Source organism: Photobacterium sp. DA100, assembly GCF_029223585.1.
Classification (GTDB): domain Bacteria; phylum Pseudomonadota; class Gammaproteobacteria; order Enterobacterales; family Vibrionaceae; genus Photobacterium.
Map to the genome: position 1 here is coordinate 3,474,782 of NZ_CP119423.1, position 20,037 is coordinate 3,494,818.

Genomic DNA, 20,037 nt, shown 5'->3' on the forward strand with positions numbered 1-20,037 from the left:
CAAAAAGCCCCGCCAGTAGGCAGGGCTTTATCATTCGTGTCGAGACTGAATTATTCAGCTTCGATAGAAACGAATTTACGGTTCTTAGGACCTTTAACTTCGAACTTCACTTTACCGTCAGATAGAGCGAATAGAGTGTGGTCTTTACCGCAACCTACGTTGTTACCAGCGTGGAACTTAGTACCGCGCTGACGTACGATGATGTTACCTGCTAGTACAGATTCGCCACCGAAACGCTTAACACCTAGACGTTTGCTTTCTGAATCACGGCCGTTACGAGTAGAACCGCCAGCTTTTTTGTGTGCCATCTTTAAATTCTCCTGTTATTAAGCGCTGATGCCAGTAATTTTGACTTCAGTGAACCACTGACGGTGGCCCGCTTGCTTACGAGAGTGCTTACGACGACGGAACTTAACGATTTTTACTTTATCGCCACGACCGTGAGTAACTACTTCAGCAGTTACTTTACCGCCAGCTACGAAAGGTGCGCCTACAGTTACTTCTTCGCCGTTAGCTACTAGAAGTACTGAGTCAAATTCAATGCTAGCGCCTGTTTCAGCGTCTAGTTTTTCTAAGCGTAGGGTCTGGCCTTCGCTTACACGGTGTTGTTTACCACCACTTTGGAAAACAGCGTACATGTCTTACTCCGCTTGTCCGCATAGGCCATTTGCCAGGTATAATTTGGGCAATGGGTATGCGCTTAATCTTGTCATCAATAGGGCGCGAATGTTACGCGAAATTAGGGCTACTGGCAAGCGCTTGTGCAAAGAAAATTGGCGAAAAGCTGCTCAGTAATAAAAGTCATCGATTTAAACGCAATCGAGGTTATGAAGATTGCTGTCTTTTAGTGTAATATCCGATAATTAATTTTTCTTGGTTGATTAACAAATCTCGACGATGCAACCCTTTTATCACTCATTGTGAGCCACCTCCCGTTCAGTGGAGGCTTGTTCGAATTGAGGCAATGCTGATTCGCTATCAACCAATACGCACAACAATCCGCCGGGTGCGGCACATTACTTTGCTGGATGTACAATGGATTTCAAAGCTATCCAAGCGCTCACTGCCGATGATATGGCACAGGTCGACGCGAAGATACTGGCTCAACTGAACTCAGATGTGGCCCTCATTAATCAACTAGGTTTTTACATTGTCAGCGGCGGTGGCAAACGTCTTCGCCCGATGCTTGCTGTACTGGCAGCCCGTGCCCTTGACTACCAAGGCGAGCAACACACCACCGCAGCGGCCTTTGTGGAATTTATCCATACCGCCACCCTGCTGCATGACGATGTCGTCGATGAATCGGATATGCGCCGGGGCAAGGCAACCGCCAATGCCATGTTTGGCAATGCGGCCAGCGTCTTGGTCGGCGATTATATCTATACCCGCTCGTTCCAGATGATGACCAGCCTGCGATCCTTGCGGATCCTTGATGTCATGAGCGAAGCGACCAATGTGATCGCCGAAGGGGAAGTACAGCAGCTGATGAACTGCAACGATCCCGACACGACCGAAGAGAGCTATATGCAGGTGATCTACTCCAAGACCGCCCGCCTGTTCGAAGCCGCGACCCAGATTGCCGCCATCCTCGTCGATGCCCCAGCAGATATCGAACGTGCCCTGCAAGATTACGGCCGCTACCTCGGCACTGCCTTCCAGCTGATTGATGATGTCTTGGACTACAATGCTGACGGCGATGAAATGGGTAAAAACGTCGGTGACGATCTGGCCGAAGGCAAGCCGACCCTTCCTCTGCTTCACGCGATGCAACACGGTAGCACCGAGCAGGCAACAATGATCCGCGAAGCTATCGAGAAGGGCAATGGCCTCGACAAACTCGAACCTATCCTGGCATGCATGAAACAGGTTGGGTCACTTGAGTATACCCAGCAGCGGGCCGAGGAAGAGGCCGAGAAGGCAATTGCCAGCCTGGACCCGATTGCCGACAGCGAATATAAAGAAGCCTTGGTTGCTCTGGCCCACCTCGCGGTTCACCGCAGTAAGTAACCCCTGAACGGCTCTTCAAAAGCCTGCCACCCGGCAGGCTTTTTTGATCCCAGCTCGCCCAGCCGCCGTACTCGTTCATCGGATAGACAATATTCTATAGTTATATCAATAACGGCTGGATCATCAAGATCACGACAGGAGGCCACCATGCAAGCGAAAGAACTGAAGCCTGGAATGTGGGTTGAGTACCAACAGGGCGTTGCTGAAGTTATCGATGTGGATCAAGAGCACAACACCGCGATCATCGAGAACATGAGCGATCACCGCAGGATCAACATTAACTGCAATGATCTTGTCGAGCAGCCTCAGCTACATACCGGTTGCGATACTTACTATTGATAAATCGACAGGCCAGCACACAACAAAAAAAGCGGCCCGGTGGCCGCTTCTTATCATACTGCTTAGCTGTGCTGCTCAGTGGTTACTTGGCTGCAAACTCTTCGCCTTTAGCAATGTCGCCCTGAAGAGTATCTAGCATACCTTCCAGCGCTTCCTGCTCAAACGCACTCAACGCACCGTAATCCATCACCTCTTCGACACCTTCCTTACCAAGCAAGATAGGCTGTGCGAAGAAACGGGCATGCTTGCCGTCACCTTCTACATAAGCACACTCAACCTGGCCCGTTTCACCCTGAAGCGCACGCACCAGCGACAGACCAAAACGACAAGCCGCCTGACCCATAGACAAGGTCGCAGAGCCGCCTCCTGCTTTTGCTTCAACCACCTCAGTGCCCGCATTCTGGATACGTGGCGTCAAGGCCTTGATTTCATCTTCAGTGAACTCAACACCTTCTACCTGAGACAATAGCGGCAGAATTGTCACGCCAGAGTGGCCGCCGATAACAGGGACACGGACTTCGCCCGGATCGACATTCTTTAGCTCGGCCACAAATGTCTCGGAGCGGATAACATCCAACGTGGTCACACCGAATAGTTTGCGCTTGTCATAAACACCCGCTTTCTTCAGCACATCCGCCGCAATTGCAACCGTGGTGTTAACAGGGTTAGTAATGATACCCACGCAGGCTTTCGGACAAACAACCGCAATTTTTTCAGCCAATGACTTCACGATGCCCGCGTTCACATTGAACAGATCGGCACGGTCCATCCCTGGTTTACGAGCAACGCCCGCTGAGATAAGAACAACATCAGCACCTTCCAGTGCCGGAGTTGGATCTTCACCGGCATATCCCTTGATAGAAACAGGAGTTGGGATATGGCTCAGATCAGCCGCAACACCTGGTGTTACAGGGGCGATATCGTATAGCGCCAGATCTGATCCTGCTGGCAGACGGTTTTTAAGCAACAGGGCAAGAGCCTGGCCGATACCACCGGCCGCACCAATTACAGCAACTTTCATGTTCGTTCTCCTTTACGATAGAAGTATAAATTTTCAGACCTAATCATATGAAATCACAGTCGATTTAAAACACTGATTTCATATCACAAACAGAACTGACGTTATAGCAACCCATACAGAAATACAATCAGATGCCACCAGCTTTGCGATATCGCGCATAAGCAAGAATAAAATGTGCTACATCCCTATAACATTTCACCCCATGGCCTTGACGGCGGCAACGCGTGAAACTTGCATATCCGCCAATATTTATTCAGTTTATCCCTCTATAATGGTGATACATGCACCAGTTTACTTGAACACTGTTTGCTTGAATCCGAAAAGTTGTGCCAGAATACAGCACCTCGTCCCTGCACATGAAATTTACTTATGCGAAATTCAGATAAACAAGAACGCTTGGTCAAAGCATTCAAGGCAATTCTAAAAGAAGAGAAATTCAGCTCTCAAGGTGAAATCGTCGACGCATTGAAAGCCCAGGGGTTCGACAATATCAACCAGTCCAAAGTCTCTCGCATGCTGACGAAATTCGGTGCAGTACGTACCCGTAATGCGAAGATGGAAATGGTCTACTGCCTGCCGGTAGAGCTTGGCGTTCCTACAACCAGTAGCCCTCTCAAAGAGTTAGTGATGGAGATTGGTTATAACAGTGCCCTCGTCGTTATCCACACAGGTCCAGGCGCCGCCCAAGTCATCGCCCGCTTACTTGATTCTCTTGGTAAGGCTGAAGGGATCCTAGGTGTCGTTGCCGGTGACGATACTATTTTTATCACACCAACCAACGCCATTTCGACAGAAGAGCTTTACAATTCTGTCTGTGAACTGTTCGACTATAGCAAGTAATTGCTTATTTCGACCGGGATACCAGGTAGCAAACAATACGTTTTGCTACTTGGTATTGTGAGAGTTAGATCACAATAAGGCAAACTTTCACCAAACGCCCACTCTTCTTGCAAGCCATTGATTGCTTTAAATAATTATTCTAATCCCTCTTACTGTCAGCAACTATTTCCACTCGGCCAACACCCCATTATTGTTAACATAGTTTTAAAGTTATCGCTTTGTTTTGATATCATTGGCCAGATTCAGCGATGAATTACCTTCAGGTAGACATGCCTTTCCACAGGTGGAAAAGGCTTTTCTCTGGAAATAACAACAACTAGGAAGGGACAAACATGGCATTAAAGCAATTCGTCAAAGTCAGTGCACTTGCTGCTGCAGTTATGACAACTGGCATGGCCAATGCCCAAGACTTCATCACTATCGGTACCGGCTCTGTCACCGGTGTTTACTATCCGACAGGTGGTGCTATTTGTAAGCTCGTCAACAAAGATCGCAAAGAACACAATGTTCGCTGCTCGGTGGAATCCACCGGCGGCTCGATCTACAACGTCAACACCATGCGTGCCGGCGAACTAGACTTCGGTATCGTACAGTCTGACTGGCAGTACCATGGCTATAACGGTACCAGCAAATTCGAAGAGCAGGGTCCATACAAAAAACTGCGTGCGGTATTCTCACTACATACCGAACCGTTCAATATCATTGCCCGCACCGATGCTGGCATCAACGGTGTCGAAGATCTGAAAGGCAAGCGCGTCAACATCGGTAACCCTGGCTCGGGAGACCGTGCCACCATGGGCGTTGTCATGGACGCAATGGGCTGGACCAACAAAGACTTCAAACTGGCTTCCGAGCTAAAAGGTTCCGAGCGTTCGCAGGCACTTTGCGACAACAAGATTGATGCCTTTGTTTATGTGGTAGGCCATCCAAACGGTTCCATCAAGGAAGCGACAACCTCATGTGATGCCAAGTTGATCTCGGCCACTGGACCGAAGATCGACCAGATCGTGGCTGACAACCCTTACTACGCCAAGAGTACCGTGCCTGGTGGCATGTACAAGGGAACTGACAGCGACGTAAACAGCTTTGGTGTTGCAGCTACACTGGTTTCCTCCACCGACGTTTCTGACGACGTGGTCTACGCTGTCGTGAAGTCCGTTTTCGAAAACTTCGACACGTTCAAACGTCTCCACCCAGCATTTGCCAACCTCAAGCCTGAGGACATGGTCAAAGACGGCTTGTCCATCCCGTTACACCCAGGCGCAGTGAAATACTACAAAGAAGCAGGTTACCTGAAGTAATCCTGCTGATAGGCAATACTGTCCAGCAAGCACCAGCTTATGGTGCTTGCTGTTTCTCTATTTTTCATTCCGATAAATTCTAATCACACCCTAGCCCATCGAAGAAGGATTATGCATGACGAAGACAACGCAATCGTCGACAGATGTGCAAGATATGGTGGCTCAGGCGGATACCGGGGCAAGAAGCCCGATTGGACTGGCTGGACGTATCCTGTGGTTTGTTCCACTTTGTTGGTCACTGTTCCAACTTTGGTACGCTTCGCCGTTACCGTTTATTTTTAACTTTGGCGTTCTAAACGACACTGAAGCCCGTTCGATTCACTTGGCATTTGCCGTCTTCCTGGCATTTACCGCCTACCCTGCACTGAAACACTCACCGCGAGACAGGATCCCGCTGATCGATTGGCTCCTCGCGCTGGCAGGCAGCTTCGCCGCGGCCTACCTGTTCCTGTTCTATACCCAACTGGCTGGCCGCTCTGGAGCCCCGACCCAGATGGATATTGTGGTCGCTGTTACCGGTATGGTGCTACTGCTTGAAGCGACTCGCCGCGCACTAGGGCCCCCCTTGATGGTCGTCGCTGCCGTCTTCTTGCTCTACACTTTCGGCGGCCCTTACATGCCGGATGTTATTGCCCATAAAGGTGCCAGCCTCAACAAGGCCATGTCACATCTGTGGCTAACCACGGAAGGGGTTTTCGGAATCGCGGTCGGCGTCTCCACCTCGTTCGTATTCCTGTTTGTTTTGTTTGGCGCCATGCTTGAGCGTGCCGGTGCCGGTGCCTACTTCATCAAGGTGGCCTTTTCGCTGCTAGGCCACATGCGTGGCGGTCCCGCCAAGGCCGCCGTCGTCGCCTCGGGCCTATCTGGCTTAGTATCAGGCTCATCCATTGCCAACGTAGTCACCACCGGTACCTTTACCATCCCGCTGATGAAAAAGGTTGGCTTCCCTGGTACCAAGGCCGGTGCCGTCGAAGTAGCCGCATCAACCAATGGTCAGCTGACTCCGCCAATCATGGGGGCGGCAGCCTTCCTGATGGTGGAATACGTCGGGATCTCATATGTCGAAGTCATCAAGGCCGCCTTGCTGCCAGCTCTGATTTCCTACATCGCGCTGATTTATATCGTGCACCTAGAAGCCTGCAAAGCTGGGATGTCCGGTCTTGAGCGTCGTTATAAGCCGACCCTTGCCCAGAGCCTGCTGTCATTCTGCGGCACGATCCTTGGCTTGATTGTTGTCAGTGCCGCGGTGTACTACGGCGTGGGCTGGACCAAGGATGTCTTCGGCGCAGCAGCCACCCCGATGATCGCCGCAGTGATCATGATTGCTTACGTCGCTTTGATTAAGCTCGCCGCAGATTACCAAGATCACGCGCTAGAGGATCCTAACGCCGACATTACCGAAGTACCGGATCCCGGACCGACCATGAAGTCAGGCCTTTACTTCCTGTTACCGATTGTGGTGCTGGTATGGTGCCTGACGGTAGAGCGCTTCTCGCCGGGACTGTCTGCTTTTTGGGCAACGGTATTTATGATCTTCATCCTGCTGACCCAACGTCCATTGCTGGCGCTCTTCAATAAAGAAAAGACACTGGCTGAAGCCGGCAAAGAAGGGGTTGTCGACCTGCTGGAGAGCCTGGTATCAGGGGCTCGAAACATGATCGGCATCGGTGTGGCAACGGCTGCGGCGGGTATCGTCGTCGGCGTGGTCACCCTCACCGGGATAGGCCTAGTGATGACCGAGTTCGTCGAGTTCATCTCGGGCGGTAACATCATTCTGATGTTGCTGTTCACGGCTCTGATCAGCTTGATCCTCGGTATGGGGCTGCCGACAACGGCCAACTACATCGTGGTATCGACTCTGATGGCTCCGGTTATTGTGACCTTGGGAGCCCAGCACGGCCTGATCATTCCATTGATCGCTGTTCACTTGTTCGTTTTCTATTTCGGCATCCTTGCTGACGATACCCCCCCTGTCGGCCTAGCGGCTTTTGCCGCGGCCGCCATCGCCAGAAGTGATCCTATCCGGACCGGTATCCAAGGTTTTACCTACGACATCCGGACGGCCATCCTACCGTTCATGTTCATTTTCAATACTCAGCTACTGATGATGAATATCGATTCCTGGTGGCACCTGATGCTGACTGTCAGCTCTGCCATTATTGCGATGCTCACCTTCTCCGCTGCGACCCAGGGATGGTGGTTTACCAAGACCAAATGGTGGGAGATCGCTGCCCTGCTGCTCATCACCTTCTCCTTGTTCCGTCCTGGGTTCTGGTGGGATATGGTCTATCCGCCCAAGCACGAGATGCCAGGTACCTTAATCGCCGATGCGGCGGACAAACTCGCCATCGGCCAGCCGCTTGAGCTCCAGGTCAGCGGGGAGAACCTGGAAGGAAAATTCGTCTCCAAGCATGTCTTGCTGCCCTTTGACGAGCGCGCCGTCTCAGCCGATGAACGGATTGATTCTACCGGTCTGATGCTGCGTCAGGACGGCGAGAAGATGATCGTTGATATGGTGGAGTTTGGCAGCCCGGCAGAGCAGGCAGGCATCGACTTTGACTGGGAAATCACGACGGTCAGCCTCCCTGCCGTCAGGCCAATGAAAGAGTGGGTATTCATTCCTACCTTGCTGGTGCTGGGTGCCCTGGGCTGGAACCAGCGCCGACGAGCCAAAAAACTGGGTCATATCAAGTAAACCCCAATCTGACCCTTTCATCACGAAAGGGTCAGGCCTATTTGGTATACACTATAGGGAGCCATTCCCTGCGTGAACAAAGAGAGAAGTATGTACAAGCAAATCTTAGTTCCGGTCGATCTCAATGAAAAAGGGTTCGCAGACAAAGCCGTTGAGCTGGCGGTATGGCATGCCAAGCATTCCAACGCCACCATCCACCTGCTCAATGTCCTACCCGGTATCCACATGGCCATGGTGTCTAGCTACTTCCCCAAAGACGCGGCGCGCAAAATGATGCAGGATACCCAGCAACAGCTTAAAGCCTTTGCTGAAGAATATATCCCACCGGAAATCGTCCACCACCAATATGTCTCGGAAGGTAAAACCTGGACGACTATCTTAGATCATGCCGAGCGAGTAGGGGCTGATTTGATCATCATGCCCAGCCACAAGCGATCTGGCATCGACAGAGTCATGCTGGGATCGGTGGCCGCCAAGGTGGTGGAGAACTCCCCGATCAATGTCTTGGTCCTCAAACCGCAGGGGCACCTGTCAGAGAGTGCTTAAGGGAAAAATAGCAAAAATCAAAAAGCCCGCAAAATGAAGGGCTTTTTTTGAGCAAGAGATTACTTTCTCTGGTCGTAGCCCCAGCGAGGCACCAGCCCCTGTTCAACCCCCAGGTGATCCAAGATGCGAGCGACCATAAAGTCCACCAAGTCTTCGATACTCTCTGGCTGATGATAAAATCCTGGTGCTGCCGGCATAATCGTGGCCCCCATTTGCGACAGCTTCAGCATATTCTCCAGGTGAAGTGTCGAAAACGGGGTTTCCCGCACCACCATCAGCAGTTGGCCACGCTCCTTGAGTACGACATCCGCCGCCCGCTCCAGCAAATTATCCGACAGGCCATGGGCCACCGAGGCCAGCGTACCCGCCGAGCACGGACAAACCACCATCTGCTTGGGCGCGGCAGAGCCTGAAGCGACCGGTGAGAACCAGTCTTCTTTGCCGCAGACATCAAGCCCGTCGGGATCACACCCCAAGTGCTTCACCAATGCGGCCTTGGTCGCATCCGGCCCAGATGGGAGTTTCAGACCATGCTCGGTCGCCAACACCACCCTGGCCGCCGAAGAAATCAGCAGGTAAACGTGATAATCCGCCGCCAGCAGGCACTCCAACAAGCGCAGTCCATAAGGGGCACCAGAGGCCCCCGTCCACGCCAAGGTAATGCGTTTATCAGGGCTACTCACCAGTAGCCTCCAGCGCCGCGAGCAACTTACCGTGAATGCCACCAAAGCCGCCGTTACTCATCACCAGGATGTTATCGCCCGGGCGAGCACTCGCCACCACCTTGCCCACCAAGGCATCCAAATCACCATCGGTTTGCGCCGGTTGCTGGCAATGTTCGGCAATTTCATCCACCGACCAAGGAATATTATCTGGCTGGTAGATGAAGACCTCATCGGCCGCTGCCAGTGCAGGTGCCAAATCCAATTTATGAACGCCAAGCTTCATGGTGTTCGAGCGAGGCTCAAGGACGGCAAGAATACGCTGATCTCCGACTTTCGCCCGCAAGCCACCGAGCGTCAGCTCCACCGCTGTCGGGTGATGGGCAAAATCGTCATAGACTTTGACCCCGGCTTGCTCACCTTTGAGTTCCAGCCGGCGCTTGGTATTAATAAACGTTCCCAATGCCTCGCACGCCAAGTCGGCCGTAACGCCTACATGGCGGGCCGCCGCAATGGCCATCAGGGCATTGTTGACATTGTGATCGCCAATCAGATCCCAGTCCACCGTCCCTACCTTGTCGCCGTCAAGCAAGACATCGAAGCGGCTGCCGGCTGTATCCTGCTTGATCGCCTGCCAGTGGCCATCGTCCCCGATATACTCCAGCTCGCTCCAGCAGCCCATCTCCAGGGTTTCGTCAATCGCCGTCACACCTTTAGGGGCCAGGATCCGGCCGTTACCTGGCACCGTTCTGACCAGGTGATGGAACTGGCGCTGAATAGCCTTCAAGTCATCGAAAATATCTGCGTGATCGAACTCCAGGTTGTTCATCACCAAGGTGCGTGGTCGATAATGAACAAACTTAGAACGCTTATCGAAAAAAGCACTATCGTATTCGTCCGCCTCGACGACAAAGAACATACTTTCGCCTAAACGCGCGGAAACACCGAAGTTTCCGAGCACGCCACCGACCAAGAAACCTGGCTGATAACCGCAATCTTCCAGGATCCAGGCCAGCATACTGGCTGTCGTGGTCTTGCCGTGGGTACCTGCCACCGCCAACACCCAGCGGTCATGCAGCAAAATCTCCTGCAGCCACTGCGGGCCAGAGGTATAGCGCAGATTGTTGTTCAGCACATACTCCACACAAGGATTACCACGGCTCATTGCGTTGCCGACCACCACGAGATCAGGTGCAGGATTTAGCTGTGAAGGGTCGTAACCCTGAATGATTTCAATGCCTTGAGACTCAAGCAGAGTGCTCATCGGCGGGTAAACATTGGCATCACAGCCGGTCACTTTGTGACCCAGCTGACGGGCAAGGATTGCTGCACCGCCCATAAAAGTGCCACAGATTCCTAGAATATGGATGTGCATAACTTTCGGCTCACTCGGTAATTTTCACGATTTTCACGCTAATGCGTTACTTCGTTACCATAAAAAAGATCTTTATATACAATATTTTATACAAAACAGAGCACACACTATAAAACGGCGACATGCCATTATGGGTATAAAAATTGTCCATTAGAGACATTGTACCTGACTTAACTACCCCAATGACAACAAGATGCAAGGATTGTATATGTCCGATATTAGAACCCTTGGCGAGTTCATTGTCGAGAAACAGAACGACTTCCCCCACGCCAGCGGTGAACTATCCTCTCTGCTGAGCTCCATCAAACTTGCGGCGAAAATCGTCAACCGTGAAATCAACAAAGCCGGCTTGGCTGATATCACAGGTTCGTTCGGCGACGAGAATGTACAGGGAGAAGAGCAACAGAAGCTCGATGTGTATGCCAACGATAAGTTCAAGGCCGCTCTGGAAGCCCGTGACCAGGTTTGCGGTGTAGCCAGTGAGGAAGAGGACGAAGCTATTACGTTCAACAAAGAGCTGAACCGTAATGCTAAATACGTTGTTTTGATGGATCCACTAGATGGTTCTTCGAATATTGACGTAAACGTTTCCGTCGGTACTATCTTCTCGATTTATCGCAGGGTTTCCCCGGTAGGTACACCACCAACCCAAGAAGACTTCCTCCAACCAGGTAACCAGCAAGTTGCAGCAGGTTATATCATCTATGGCTCATCCACCATGTTGGTATACACCACTGGCAACGGTGTGCACGGCTTTACCTACGATCCTTCCCTGGGCCTGTTCTGCCTGTCACACGAGAATTTGCAAACACCAGAAGATGGCCGTATTTACTCCATCAACGAAGGGAACTACTTCCGCTTCCCGATGGGAGTGAAAAAGTACATCAAGTACTGCCAGGAAAATGTCCCGGAAGACGACCGTCCTTATACCTCACGCTACATCGGTTCACTGGTCTCAGACTTCCACCGCAACCTCTTGAAAGGCGGTATTTACCTGTACCCGAGCACAGCAACCCACCCAACCGGGAAGCTGCGCCTGCTGTACGAGTGCAACCCAATGGCCTTCCTGATCGAGCAGGCTGGCGGTAAGGCTTCAGATGGTGAACAGCGCATCATGGATATCAAGCCGACCGAGCTCCACCAGCGCGTGCCTTTCTTTGTTGGCTCAACCAACATGGTCAACAAAGTCGAGGAGTTCTTGGCTGAATTCCCTGACTTAGACTAAACCAACCAACAGGCTGACCAGCTCAGCCTGTTCTTCCCTGCCCCCGACACTCGCCCCAAAAACTGTGAATCACTCCCGACAAGTTATTGCCATTAGACAATAAAATAAGGTTGTTGGTATTATAATTTAACATCACCAACAATTGATTAACCTAGCAAAAGGAAGAGACAATGAGCCTTAATCAGGTCCCAGCTGGAAAGGACATACCCGAAGATATCTATGTTGTCATTGAAATCCCTGCCAATGCCGATCCCATCAAGTATGAAGTCGACAAAGACAGTGGCGCCGTTTTCGTAGACCGGTTCATGTCTACCCCGATGTTTTATCCTTGTAACTACGGTTATGTAAACCATACCCTATCACTCGATGGTGATCCGGTTGATGTGCTGGTCCCGACACCTTATCCTTTGGTACCTGGCTCGGTGATCCGCTGCCGTCCAGTCGGGGTGCTGAAGATGTCTGATGAGTCCGGGGAAGATGCCAAGGTCGTTGCCGTACCTCACAGCAAACTCACCAAAGAATATGATCATGTTCAGGATGTGAATGACCTGCCGGAACTGCTAAAGGCCCAAATCACTCACTTTTTTGAGCGCTACAAAGAGCTTGAGCCCGGCAAGTGGGTAAAAGTAGAAGGCTGGGCTGATGCTGCTGCCGCCAAAGAAGAGATCCTTGAATCCTTCAAGCGCGCCCAAGAAAAGTAACCGCAAATTCGACAACCTCCCGGGCAATATGCCCGGGACAGTAATGAGGACCCCCTATGCAAAGGCTGTTGATAGCCACTACCTTATTGTTGGGCTCTGTTGCCAACACGTCATTTGCTGATGTCGTTACACCGGAAGAATTCTGGCATGCCTACCATGGGACCCACTCAGGCAAACCGATGATCATTGATGTCCGCAGCCATCAAGAATTCATTGCCGGTCACCTACCGGGTGCCATCAATATCCCTTACGATCAAATCGAACTGCTAACCACTTTCGCCCCAGATAAAAGCCAGTCCCTATTTATCTACTGCCGAACGGGTCGCCGTTCAGGTATCGCCGAAGCTGCCCTGCACAAACTGGGCTACTCCAACATCTTCAATGGTGAAAGCTATCAGGCGCTCGCCGAGGCAATGCCAAGTCATTAAGCGATGGCTAACTCGCCTTGGCCAGCCTTTTTCGCTGGCACCAATCCCCGTTGCCAATAACCGGTGACCCTGCGACAGAGTGGTTGTACAGGTATATCCATGCCACACCGTATGAGGTCATGATCTCGACCCGATCATATTCCACCGGATACTCCTCGAGCCAATCGAGAGAATGCAGGATCTCATCATTAATTTGATAAACCTCGCCAAGAAGTTGCGTCCCACCGAGGGACGCAATGGCAGCGGGGTAAGCCCCTAAGTCATGCAGTATGTACCCGGAGGCTAAGCACTCATCACCCAACCTCACCGCATCTTTGAGCAGGTAGGCATTGGCCTCCCCCGCTCGTAGCGTCCCGTAGACAAAGACCTTCACGCACCCTCCGTTTAGTTGAACTCGAACTGATAGAGTAAGTCTGCCGCACTATCCAGACCCGATACGACCTCGATATAGAGATCTTTCATCAAGCGATAACGCACGGTGAACTCGGGGATCGAGTTAAATATCCCGACTCCATATTTCACCTGCAAGCCCGGGGCAATGTAACCGCTGATCGTAACCTGGGTATCGTCGCCCGCGCCGGCCGTATCCAGTGACAAGTCCTGGACCCCGAATGCTTCACCGACATTCCCCACCAGCTGGCCGCTCTGTGCCAAGCCCATCGTCAGCAATGTCGTTGCCATCGCATCACCAGTATCACCCGACTCACTGTCCAAATCCCTTCCCCGTAAAATATAGGATAGGGCATTCTGCTGTGGCATGGCCGGATCGGAAAAAATATCGACCCTCGGCTCATCGGCTGGTCCTGTCACCCTCAACCCGGCAATCACGTCATCCTCTATGTTGTTGGGATTGCGAATCGCCTCAATCGACAGATAAGGTTGGTCAGCCGGGCCGTTAAACAGGATCTGTCCTTTGCGGATCACCAATTCTTGGGCAAAAGAGCGGTAGGTACCATTGCGCAGATTGACTTCACCGTATATCAGTGGACCTTTTTCATCCTGACGGACATTCAAGTCACCGACTAACCCAGCCTTGAGCCCAAAAGCCGACAACTTGACGTCGTTGCCAATTCTCACCAGGACATTGGTTTTGACATTAAACGGGATCGGCTTATCCGTCTCCACTGGCTGCAAGTCATCATCCAGCAAAATCTCGTCATCCGATACCGAGACCGCAGACTCCGGCAACTGATCGACCGTGATCCGCCCCCACGGAATAGCCACGCTGCCGGTAATTTCCGCTTGCTGCGGCGAGGCCTTGATGGTCAGGTCCGGCGTCACCTTCACCGCCAATAAAGGCGGTACCGTGACTTCAAGCTCTCGGCCATTGACCCCAAGCTGCCCACGCCAATTCGCCAGATCCTGCCAGTCACCGTCACCTGTGATATTCAATTTACCGTCAGGTGTCACAACCTCACCATTGAGCCGAGCCTGATAGCCACTGAACGTCGCCGTAATATCGGCTCTGTCGACATCAACCGGCACAGTCCGCCCCGACGCCTTGACATTGCTGATCTTAAACAGGCCATTGACTGCAGGGTGCATCACCGGTCCTGTTACAGAAAGGTCAGCATCAACCTGCCCATCGAAGGTATGGTAATCCATCAATAATGGCTTCAAGAAGCCGAGCATAAAGCGGTCCAATTTCAGATTAGCGTCTAGCTGCTGTTCTCCACTCAGGGGAGCAACCTTGGCACGGCCACTCAAGTCACCATTGTCACGAATCGCAAATAGCCAATCGGCAGTGAGCGTGTCTTGCTTCACTTCCGCGTTAACCGCCACCTTATCCCAAGCAACGGTGACAGGTTCCAACTCGGGATCTTGCTGTTGGGTGACACTGCCTGCAGGCAAATTGACACTGGCTTTGACATACGGTGCAGACTTCGGCGCCCATGCCACTTCGGCCTGCGCCCCCGCACTGCCTTTAAGCTCAACATTATTTGGCAGGTAAGGAGCAAGCATCTCGAAGTCGACGTTGCTCAAGACGACATTGGCGCGACCGCTTGCTCCAGCTTCCATGTTCTGAGTCAGGCACAGAGCCGCCCTGTCTTTGTCCTGTGCCCAGCAATGCGCCGCGACACTGGCCAACTGCTTATCAAAGCGGTATCCAATAGCTGTAGAGCGGTCAAGCTTCCATATCCCTAGCTCGGTATCAATTTCCCCTTGTTGAAGAACACCACGCCACCCGGAGTCTCGCTTGAGCTCACCTTGCAAACGCAGTACGGTACTTACCGGTTCGGCATTCATATCAAGCGCTAGCTGATGCCGCTTTTCACTGCCTTTAAACAGCAGTGAAAGCTCTTTTAAGGTAAACGCATCATAGCGACCGCCAGCCGCTGTCAGGCTGAGATCGGCATCCAACGCAGGCATCGGGGTAATCTTGCCTTTAAGCGTCAGACTATCCAGCGAGGCCAACGCCTCCCAGCCCAACGCTTCGCCTACCAAATCGACATCCAAGTCCGGCTCGGCCATTTTCCCCTTTAACTGAATACTGCCCAGCACGCTACCACGCAAACCGGGAACGGACTGAGACAAATCAGGCGCATTGATTTCCGCCGCCATATCCCAGGCCTTGGTCAGCCGGCCTTTTGCCGAGAAACCATTTGGGCCATGCTTGAGGGCCAGGCCTTGGGTGTCTAGCTGTACTTCTCCCTTGCCCGCGGTATCTTTAGCCGACAATTGCCCTGCAAGGTCGAGCTGCTGCTCCATCACGACCCCATCAACCACCAATTCCGGCAATTCAACATACCAGCCTCCCTGACGCGTTAAGCCACCCGACGTCTTCAGCTTGCCACTTAAATCACCCGGCACATCCTGCCATTCCAAGCCCGGCTGAATATGGCTAAAAGCCAGCTCCCCTTGCCAGCTTACCAAGTCTTTCCAGCTTGCACTGGCACTGCCCGAAATCGTACCTCCCAGGGTATCAATAGCCAGGCGGTTCAGTTCGATATCCTCAAGGCTGCCCTTGCCGACCAGCTCAGCGCCGACAGCCGGCATTGGCTTACCATCAATCTGACTGTTCAGCGAGAAGCTGTACCCCTCAAGACTCCCTTTTGCCGTCAGTTGGGTCTCTTTGACCTCGAAATCGGGCTCGCTGTCTATCGGCCACTGTAGGTGTTGGCTGCTAAGGGAGAGCTCGAACGGCAACGCTGGCTCGAGTGGTGACAGACGACCTTTCAGCCCGGCATCAAGCGTCCCTTTAAGCCGCGCGTCGAGGATCAGGTCAGCAACACTGCCTTCGGCATTGAGTATCAGGTTATGGTTCTCTACCGGGGCCATTTTTATGGCAATACCCGCCTTGAGTGCCAGCGGATAACCACCCGTCAAGGCGATATTGGCCTCGGCCTGAAGATCGGCCTGGGAGGCAGACACCTCCAGCTTATTAACCACAACCTCACTGCCTCTGGCTGAGGCCACCAAGTCGAGCTTTTTGACGGTTTGGGGCGTGTCACCATGGAGGGTAAAGTCTTCTACCGTAAAACGTTCAATATCAACCGACAGCGGGATAATCACCTCAGGCAACACGATCGGCCCTGAATCTACTTTCTCTGGTTCAGCCGCCGCAACCGGCTCAGCCTTTGCCGGAGCCAGCGTAAGATCTATCTTCTGCCAGTCGGTTGGCTTGAGAACAATCCGCTCGCCCTGCATTTCTGCCGCCGTTGAGAAGTGCTTCCAAGCCACTTTATTGCCCAGCACATCCAGCTCAATATCATCAAGTATCAAGCGAGAGAGGGAGATAGGAATTGGCAAGCTTATGTCTGTCACCGGCTCAGACGCTACGTCCTCCTCAGTTTCTTCTGACGAAGGCGGCAATTCCGACATAGAGAAACGCACTCCGGAAACCGCAAGGTTAGAAATACACACCGCCGGAGTCAGCAAACAGCTGTCTTCGATATCCAGAGCCAGTTGCGCGACGGACAGATTGATACTGTCATCGTTATAACCGACCTGCTGCAGGGAAAAACCATTGAGCAAGCTCCCCTGGCTGGCACCGATGCTCAGTGACGGCAACACTCTCTGCGCCCCCCAAACTGCAACCTTGATCCCGGCAGGGGTGTACAGCAATGCCGCAATGGCAATAACCAATACCAACAATAGTGCCAATAAGGCAATTGCAGAGCGCTTTACCCAAATCATATTTCTGGCCCCAATACAAAGTGGAGCTGGAACTTATCTTTTTCTTTGTCCAGTCCCCAAGCAAAATCAACACGGATAGGACCTACTGGCGAGGCCCAGCGTACGCCAACCCCGGTACCGGCCACCCATTCGGGGCTGTCATTCCAGGCCGAGCCATAATCGTAAAACACCGCTCCCCACCAGTCGCCATAGACGCGGTACTGGTACTCCAGTGACGAAGTAAGCATATACTTACCGCCTTCCCTCAAGCCAAGGTCATTACGAGGGGAAATTGACTCATACCCATAGCCTCGCAGGCTGTTGTCACCGCCAACAAAGAAGCGCATTGACGGCGGAATATCTGCTAGTCTATCAGCAATCACCGCACCGCCATCTAGGCGGAATAATCCCCGGTGATTTTCCCCGGCACTCCGAATCCAAGCCGAGCGACCACGCAGGCGCGTCAGGCGGGTGTCAGAACCTAAAGCTGGATCAGAATACTCAACAGATATCAGCTGCTTATCTCCCCAAGTAGGCATCGCTCCCCCCCGGAGGCGGGTTTTGTCATAGCTTATCCCCGGGATCACCATAAACAAGTTGCCACTCTCTATTTTGCCCTGGGTATAGTCCTCATAGAGCAAACGCACTGAAGCGATCCGTTTCCATCCCGATTCCAAGCGCCAGTGGCGCTCTACCGCCAAATTGGTTTCAGTACTGATGGTGTCGTGGTTATCAACATAGCGGATCCCCCCGACAATTTGGTAGTAGTCATTCAGCACATCATCTAGCGGGATTTTGTAGGTTGCCTCGATCTTTGGCTGGATCTCTGACAGCTCTGTTTTAATGCTCAAGCTGTGGCCCTTGCTGTTAAGCCACGGTTTACGCCAGTTGAATTTCAGGCGGGGCCCAACATCGGTCGAATAGCCGATACCCGTTTCAATTTGGTTCTTCACTTGCGGTTTAACCACTACGCTAACAGGGATTTCATCATCCTTGATATTGGCAATCTCACCACCGACGAATATCGAAGAGAACCAACCGACGTTGGACAGGCGCTGGTTGAATTCACCCAAGGTCGAGGCAAGATAAGGGTCCCCTTCCTCGTAAGGCATTAAAGACTCAAGTCGGTCGAGATCAATCTGGCTGCCTTCAAAAACGGTTTCACCAAAGTTATAGCGCTGTCCAGAGGCATACTCGATGGTGATAAACGCCTCGTTACGGCTTGGGGCAACCTCCAGGCGACTGACTTTCAACTCGCCATCAAAATAACCTTTTCTCAGCGCCAGGCTAGTCAGCGAAGACTTCAGCGACTCGTATTTTCCATGGTTGATCGTCTCACCTAATCCCAGCCCACTGGTACGCACCAACGCAAGAAAATCAGGATCATTTCTCGCCATGCCCGTCAAAATGATGTTGCTTCGAGCAATGATAGTCTTCGGGCCGGCGTCGACTTGAACGACAAGCTCACTGCCGTCTTCCGCTTCGCTGTAAGTGATGGTTGGGTTATATCGCCCCAATGCTTTGAGTGCATCGCGAATTTCCCCCTCAAGTTGCTCACGAAAGCGCAGAGAGGTACTGTAATCATCTTCCGGGATCGCTGAGACATAGGCATCAACATTATCCTTGAGGCTCCCTTTTAAACCTTTAATCGTCAGAGAGGTTGCGGCTGAAGCCGGTATAGCAACGGTGAGCGCAAGTGTTGCCAGGCCATACCGCAAAAAAGGTATCTTCATTCTTATTTACTTCATTGGTTAGCGCATTATTTTGTTATGTCTTTGCATGGTTAATTTTGACAAAGCACAGCCTGAACTGCCAATGTTTTGCTTCGAAATTCAGCCTTAGTTGAATGTATTCCCGGTTTCCTCTACTTTGAAGAAAGTCAGTGACTTCAAAATAAGGAAATACCTATGTCGTCAGCAAAGAAAATCTTACCCAATGAAAGCCAAGCCCTGATTGGCAGGGCAACGTCCATTCTCCCTTCTTTGCCCCATGCGGTAAATGGAACACAGTTAAATGATGATATTCCGCCAAGTATGGAGGTGCTCACTATCGGCATGGGGTGTTTCTGGGGGGCAGAGAGGCTTTTTTGGCAACAAGCCGGCGTATACAGCACTGCGGTTGGTTACAGTGGGGGACTCACCCCCAATCCGACCTATGAGGAGGTATGCACCGGACGGACCGGCCATAGTGAAGTAGTCAGGGTGATCTTCAACCCACAACAAATTAGTTTGGAGGCCCTACTCACCTTGTTTTGGGAAAAGCACGATCCCACCCAAGGAATGCGCCAAGGCAATGATATTGGGACCCAGTACCGTTCGGCTATCTATACCCATTCGGATAAGCAGCACCAGGAAGCACTGGACAGTAAAAAACGGTACCAGCAAGCGCTTGCCGATGCCACGATTACCACCGAAATCCTACCGGCTGGGACATTCTACTTCGCAGAAGATTATCACCAGCAATACTTGGCTAAAAACCCCGGCGGCTATTGCGGACTGGGAGGCACTGGTGTCTGTATGCCTCCACAATAAGTCGGGCTAAACAGCCTCTGCACTGAGGAGCTGAATTTCTCTGTTTACTTCGCTAAGCACATTCAGCGCCTTGGTATCCTGTTTCTTTGGAGGCAACAAACGCCCACAATCAAATTCAAAAGCCCCAACTCCGGTTATAAATAATCGCCCTCTGAAATAACTTTTCACATACCGAGCGACTTGGTTTGGTCGATATTGTTTGAATACTCTTAACATGGTTCCCTCACAAAATTACTATTACTATAGACCC

At 51.9% G+C, this 20,037-nt stretch carries 19 protein-coding genes; 10 read left to right on the forward strand and 9 right to left on the reverse strand.

Annotated features, from left to right (window positions below; translation table 11 throughout):
- Positions 1–50 precede the first annotated feature (50 nt).
- The gene (gene rpmA, locus PTW35_RS15775; protein ID WP_036750185.1) at positions 51–308 is read right to left on the reverse strand and encodes a 50S ribosomal protein L27; all 258 of its coding nucleotides are present in this window, start codon (positions 306–308) and stop codon (positions 51–53) included.
- 18 nt (positions 309–326) lie between these two features.
- Positions 327–638, reverse strand: a complete 312-nt coding sequence (gene rplU / locus PTW35_RS15780; RefSeq protein ID WP_039456406.1) for a 50S ribosomal protein L21 — start codon at positions 636–638, stop codon at positions 327–329.
- Between the two features lie 397 nt (positions 639–1,035).
- Between rplU and ispB the strand changes: the two genes are divergently transcribed.
- A complete protein-coding gene (gene ispB / locus PTW35_RS15785) occupies positions 1,036–2,007 on the forward strand; it encodes an octaprenyl diphosphate synthase (protein WP_281025796.1) in 972 nt (323 codons plus the stop codon).
- Between the two features lie 147 nt (positions 2,008–2,154).
- Entirely contained in the window at positions 2,155–2,346 is a 192-nt protein-coding gene (locus tag PTW35_RS15790) for a hypothetical protein (protein ID WP_281025797.1), read from the forward strand.
- 82 nt (positions 2,347–2,428) lie between these two features.
- On the opposite strand, the gene mdh is transcribed toward PTW35_RS15790, so the two are convergent.
- Entirely contained in the window at positions 2,429–3,367 is a 939-nt protein-coding gene (gene mdh, locus PTW35_RS15795) for a malate dehydrogenase (protein ID WP_281025798.1), read from the reverse strand.
- 369 nt (positions 3,368–3,736) lie between these two features.
- Here mdh and argR point away from each other — a divergent pair, with 369 nt between their 5' ends.
- From argR to PTW35_RS15815, 4 genes are all read left to right on the forward strand, one after another.
- Positions 3,737–4,207 carry a transcriptional regulator ArgR gene (gene argR, locus PTW35_RS15800; protein ID WP_039456419.1) on the forward strand — a complete coding sequence of 157 codons (471 nt, stop codon included), beginning with the start codon at positions 3,737–3,739 and terminating at the stop codon, positions 4,205–4,207.
- A 332-nt stretch (positions 4,208–4,539) separates the two neighbouring features.
- A complete protein-coding gene (locus tag PTW35_RS15805; protein WP_281025799.1) occupies positions 4,540–5,508 on the forward strand; it encodes a TAXI family TRAP transporter solute-binding subunit in 969 nt (322 codons plus the stop codon).
- A 115-nt stretch (positions 5,509–5,623) separates the two neighbouring features.
- Positions 5,624–8,203, forward strand: a complete 2,580-nt coding sequence (locus PTW35_RS15810) for a TRAP transporter permease (RefSeq protein WP_281025800.1) — start codon at positions 5,624–5,626, stop codon at positions 8,201–8,203.
- Between the two features lie 90 nt (positions 8,204–8,293).
- Positions 8,294–8,749: a universal stress protein gene (locus PTW35_RS15815; RefSeq protein ID WP_281025801.1), complete on the forward strand. Its 456-nt coding sequence runs from the start codon at positions 8,294–8,296 to the stop codon at positions 8,747–8,749.
- A 59-nt stretch (positions 8,750–8,808) separates the two neighbouring features.
- Here the strand turns inward: PTW35_RS15815 and PTW35_RS15820 are convergent, their stop codons facing one another.
- The gene (locus PTW35_RS15820; RefSeq protein WP_281025802.1) at positions 8,809–9,432 is read right to left on the reverse strand and encodes a flavin prenyltransferase UbiX; all 624 of its coding nucleotides are present in this window, start codon (positions 9,430–9,432) and stop codon (positions 8,809–8,811) included.
- Positions 9,425–10,786 carry a UDP-N-acetylmuramate:L-alanyl-gamma-D-glutamyl-meso-diaminopimelate ligase gene (mpl, locus tag PTW35_RS15825; RefSeq protein WP_281025803.1) on the reverse strand — a complete coding sequence of 454 codons (1,362 nt, stop codon included), beginning with the start codon at positions 10,784–10,786 and terminating at the stop codon, positions 9,425–9,427. The genes PTW35_RS15820 and mpl overlap by 8 nt, the downstream gene beginning before the upstream one ends.
- Before the next feature lie 208 nt (positions 10,787–10,994).
- On the opposite strand from mpl, the gene fbp reads away from it, so the two are divergent.
- The 3 genes from fbp (at position 10,995) to PTW35_RS15840 (ending at position 13,140) form a co-directional block, all read left to right on the forward strand.
- A complete protein-coding gene (gene fbp / locus PTW35_RS15830) occupies positions 10,995–12,011 on the forward strand; it encodes a class 1 fructose-bisphosphatase (protein ID WP_281025804.1) in 1,017 nt (338 codons plus the stop codon).
- A gap of 170 nt (positions 12,012–12,181) precedes the next feature.
- The gene (gene ppa / locus PTW35_RS15835; protein WP_281025805.1) at positions 12,182–12,712 is read left to right on the forward strand and encodes an inorganic diphosphatase; all 531 of its coding nucleotides are present in this window, start codon (positions 12,182–12,184) and stop codon (positions 12,710–12,712) included.
- A 56-nt stretch (positions 12,713–12,768) separates the two neighbouring features.
- A complete protein-coding gene (locus PTW35_RS15840) occupies positions 12,769–13,140 on the forward strand; it encodes a rhodanese-like domain-containing protein (RefSeq protein WP_281025806.1) in 372 nt (123 codons plus the stop codon).
- A 7-nt stretch (positions 13,141–13,147) separates the two neighbouring features.
- On the opposite strand, the gene PTW35_RS15845 is transcribed toward PTW35_RS15840, so the two are convergent.
- From PTW35_RS15845 to PTW35_RS15855, 3 genes are read right to left on the reverse strand one after another with little or no spacing between them, the layout of a single operon-like run.
- Positions 13,148–13,513: a gamma-glutamylcyclotransferase family protein gene (locus PTW35_RS15845; RefSeq protein WP_281025807.1), complete on the reverse strand. Its 366-nt coding sequence runs from the start codon at positions 13,511–13,513 to the stop codon at positions 13,148–13,150.
- An 11-nt stretch (positions 13,514–13,524) separates the two neighbouring features.
- Positions 13,525–17,277 carry a translocation/assembly module TamB domain-containing protein gene (locus PTW35_RS15850; RefSeq protein WP_281025808.1) on the reverse strand — a complete coding sequence of 1,251 codons (3,753 nt, stop codon included), beginning with the start codon at positions 17,275–17,277 and terminating at the stop codon, positions 13,525–13,527.
- A complete protein-coding gene (locus PTW35_RS15855) occupies positions 17,274–18,989 on the reverse strand; it encodes an autotransporter assembly complex family protein (protein ID WP_281025809.1) in 1,716 nt (571 codons plus the stop codon). Before PTW35_RS15855 ends, PTW35_RS15850 begins: the two co-directional genes overlap by 4 nt.
- 174 nt (positions 18,990–19,163) lie before the next feature.
- Between PTW35_RS15855 and msrA the strand changes: the two genes are divergently transcribed.
- On the forward strand, positions 19,164–19,787 hold the full coding sequence (msrA, locus tag PTW35_RS15860; RefSeq protein WP_281025810.1) for a peptide-methionine (S)-S-oxide reductase MsrA: 624 nt from the start codon (positions 19,164–19,166) through the stop codon (positions 19,785–19,787).
- A 6-nt stretch (positions 19,788–19,793) separates the two neighbouring features.
- Here msrA and PTW35_RS15865 read toward each other — a convergent pair whose 3' ends face one another.
- Complete coding sequence (locus PTW35_RS15865) at positions 19,794–20,003, reverse strand: DUF1107 domain-containing protein (RefSeq protein ID WP_281025811.1); 210 nt, start codon at positions 20,001–20,003, stop codon at positions 19,794–19,796.
- Positions 20,004–20,037 lie beyond the last annotated feature (34 nt).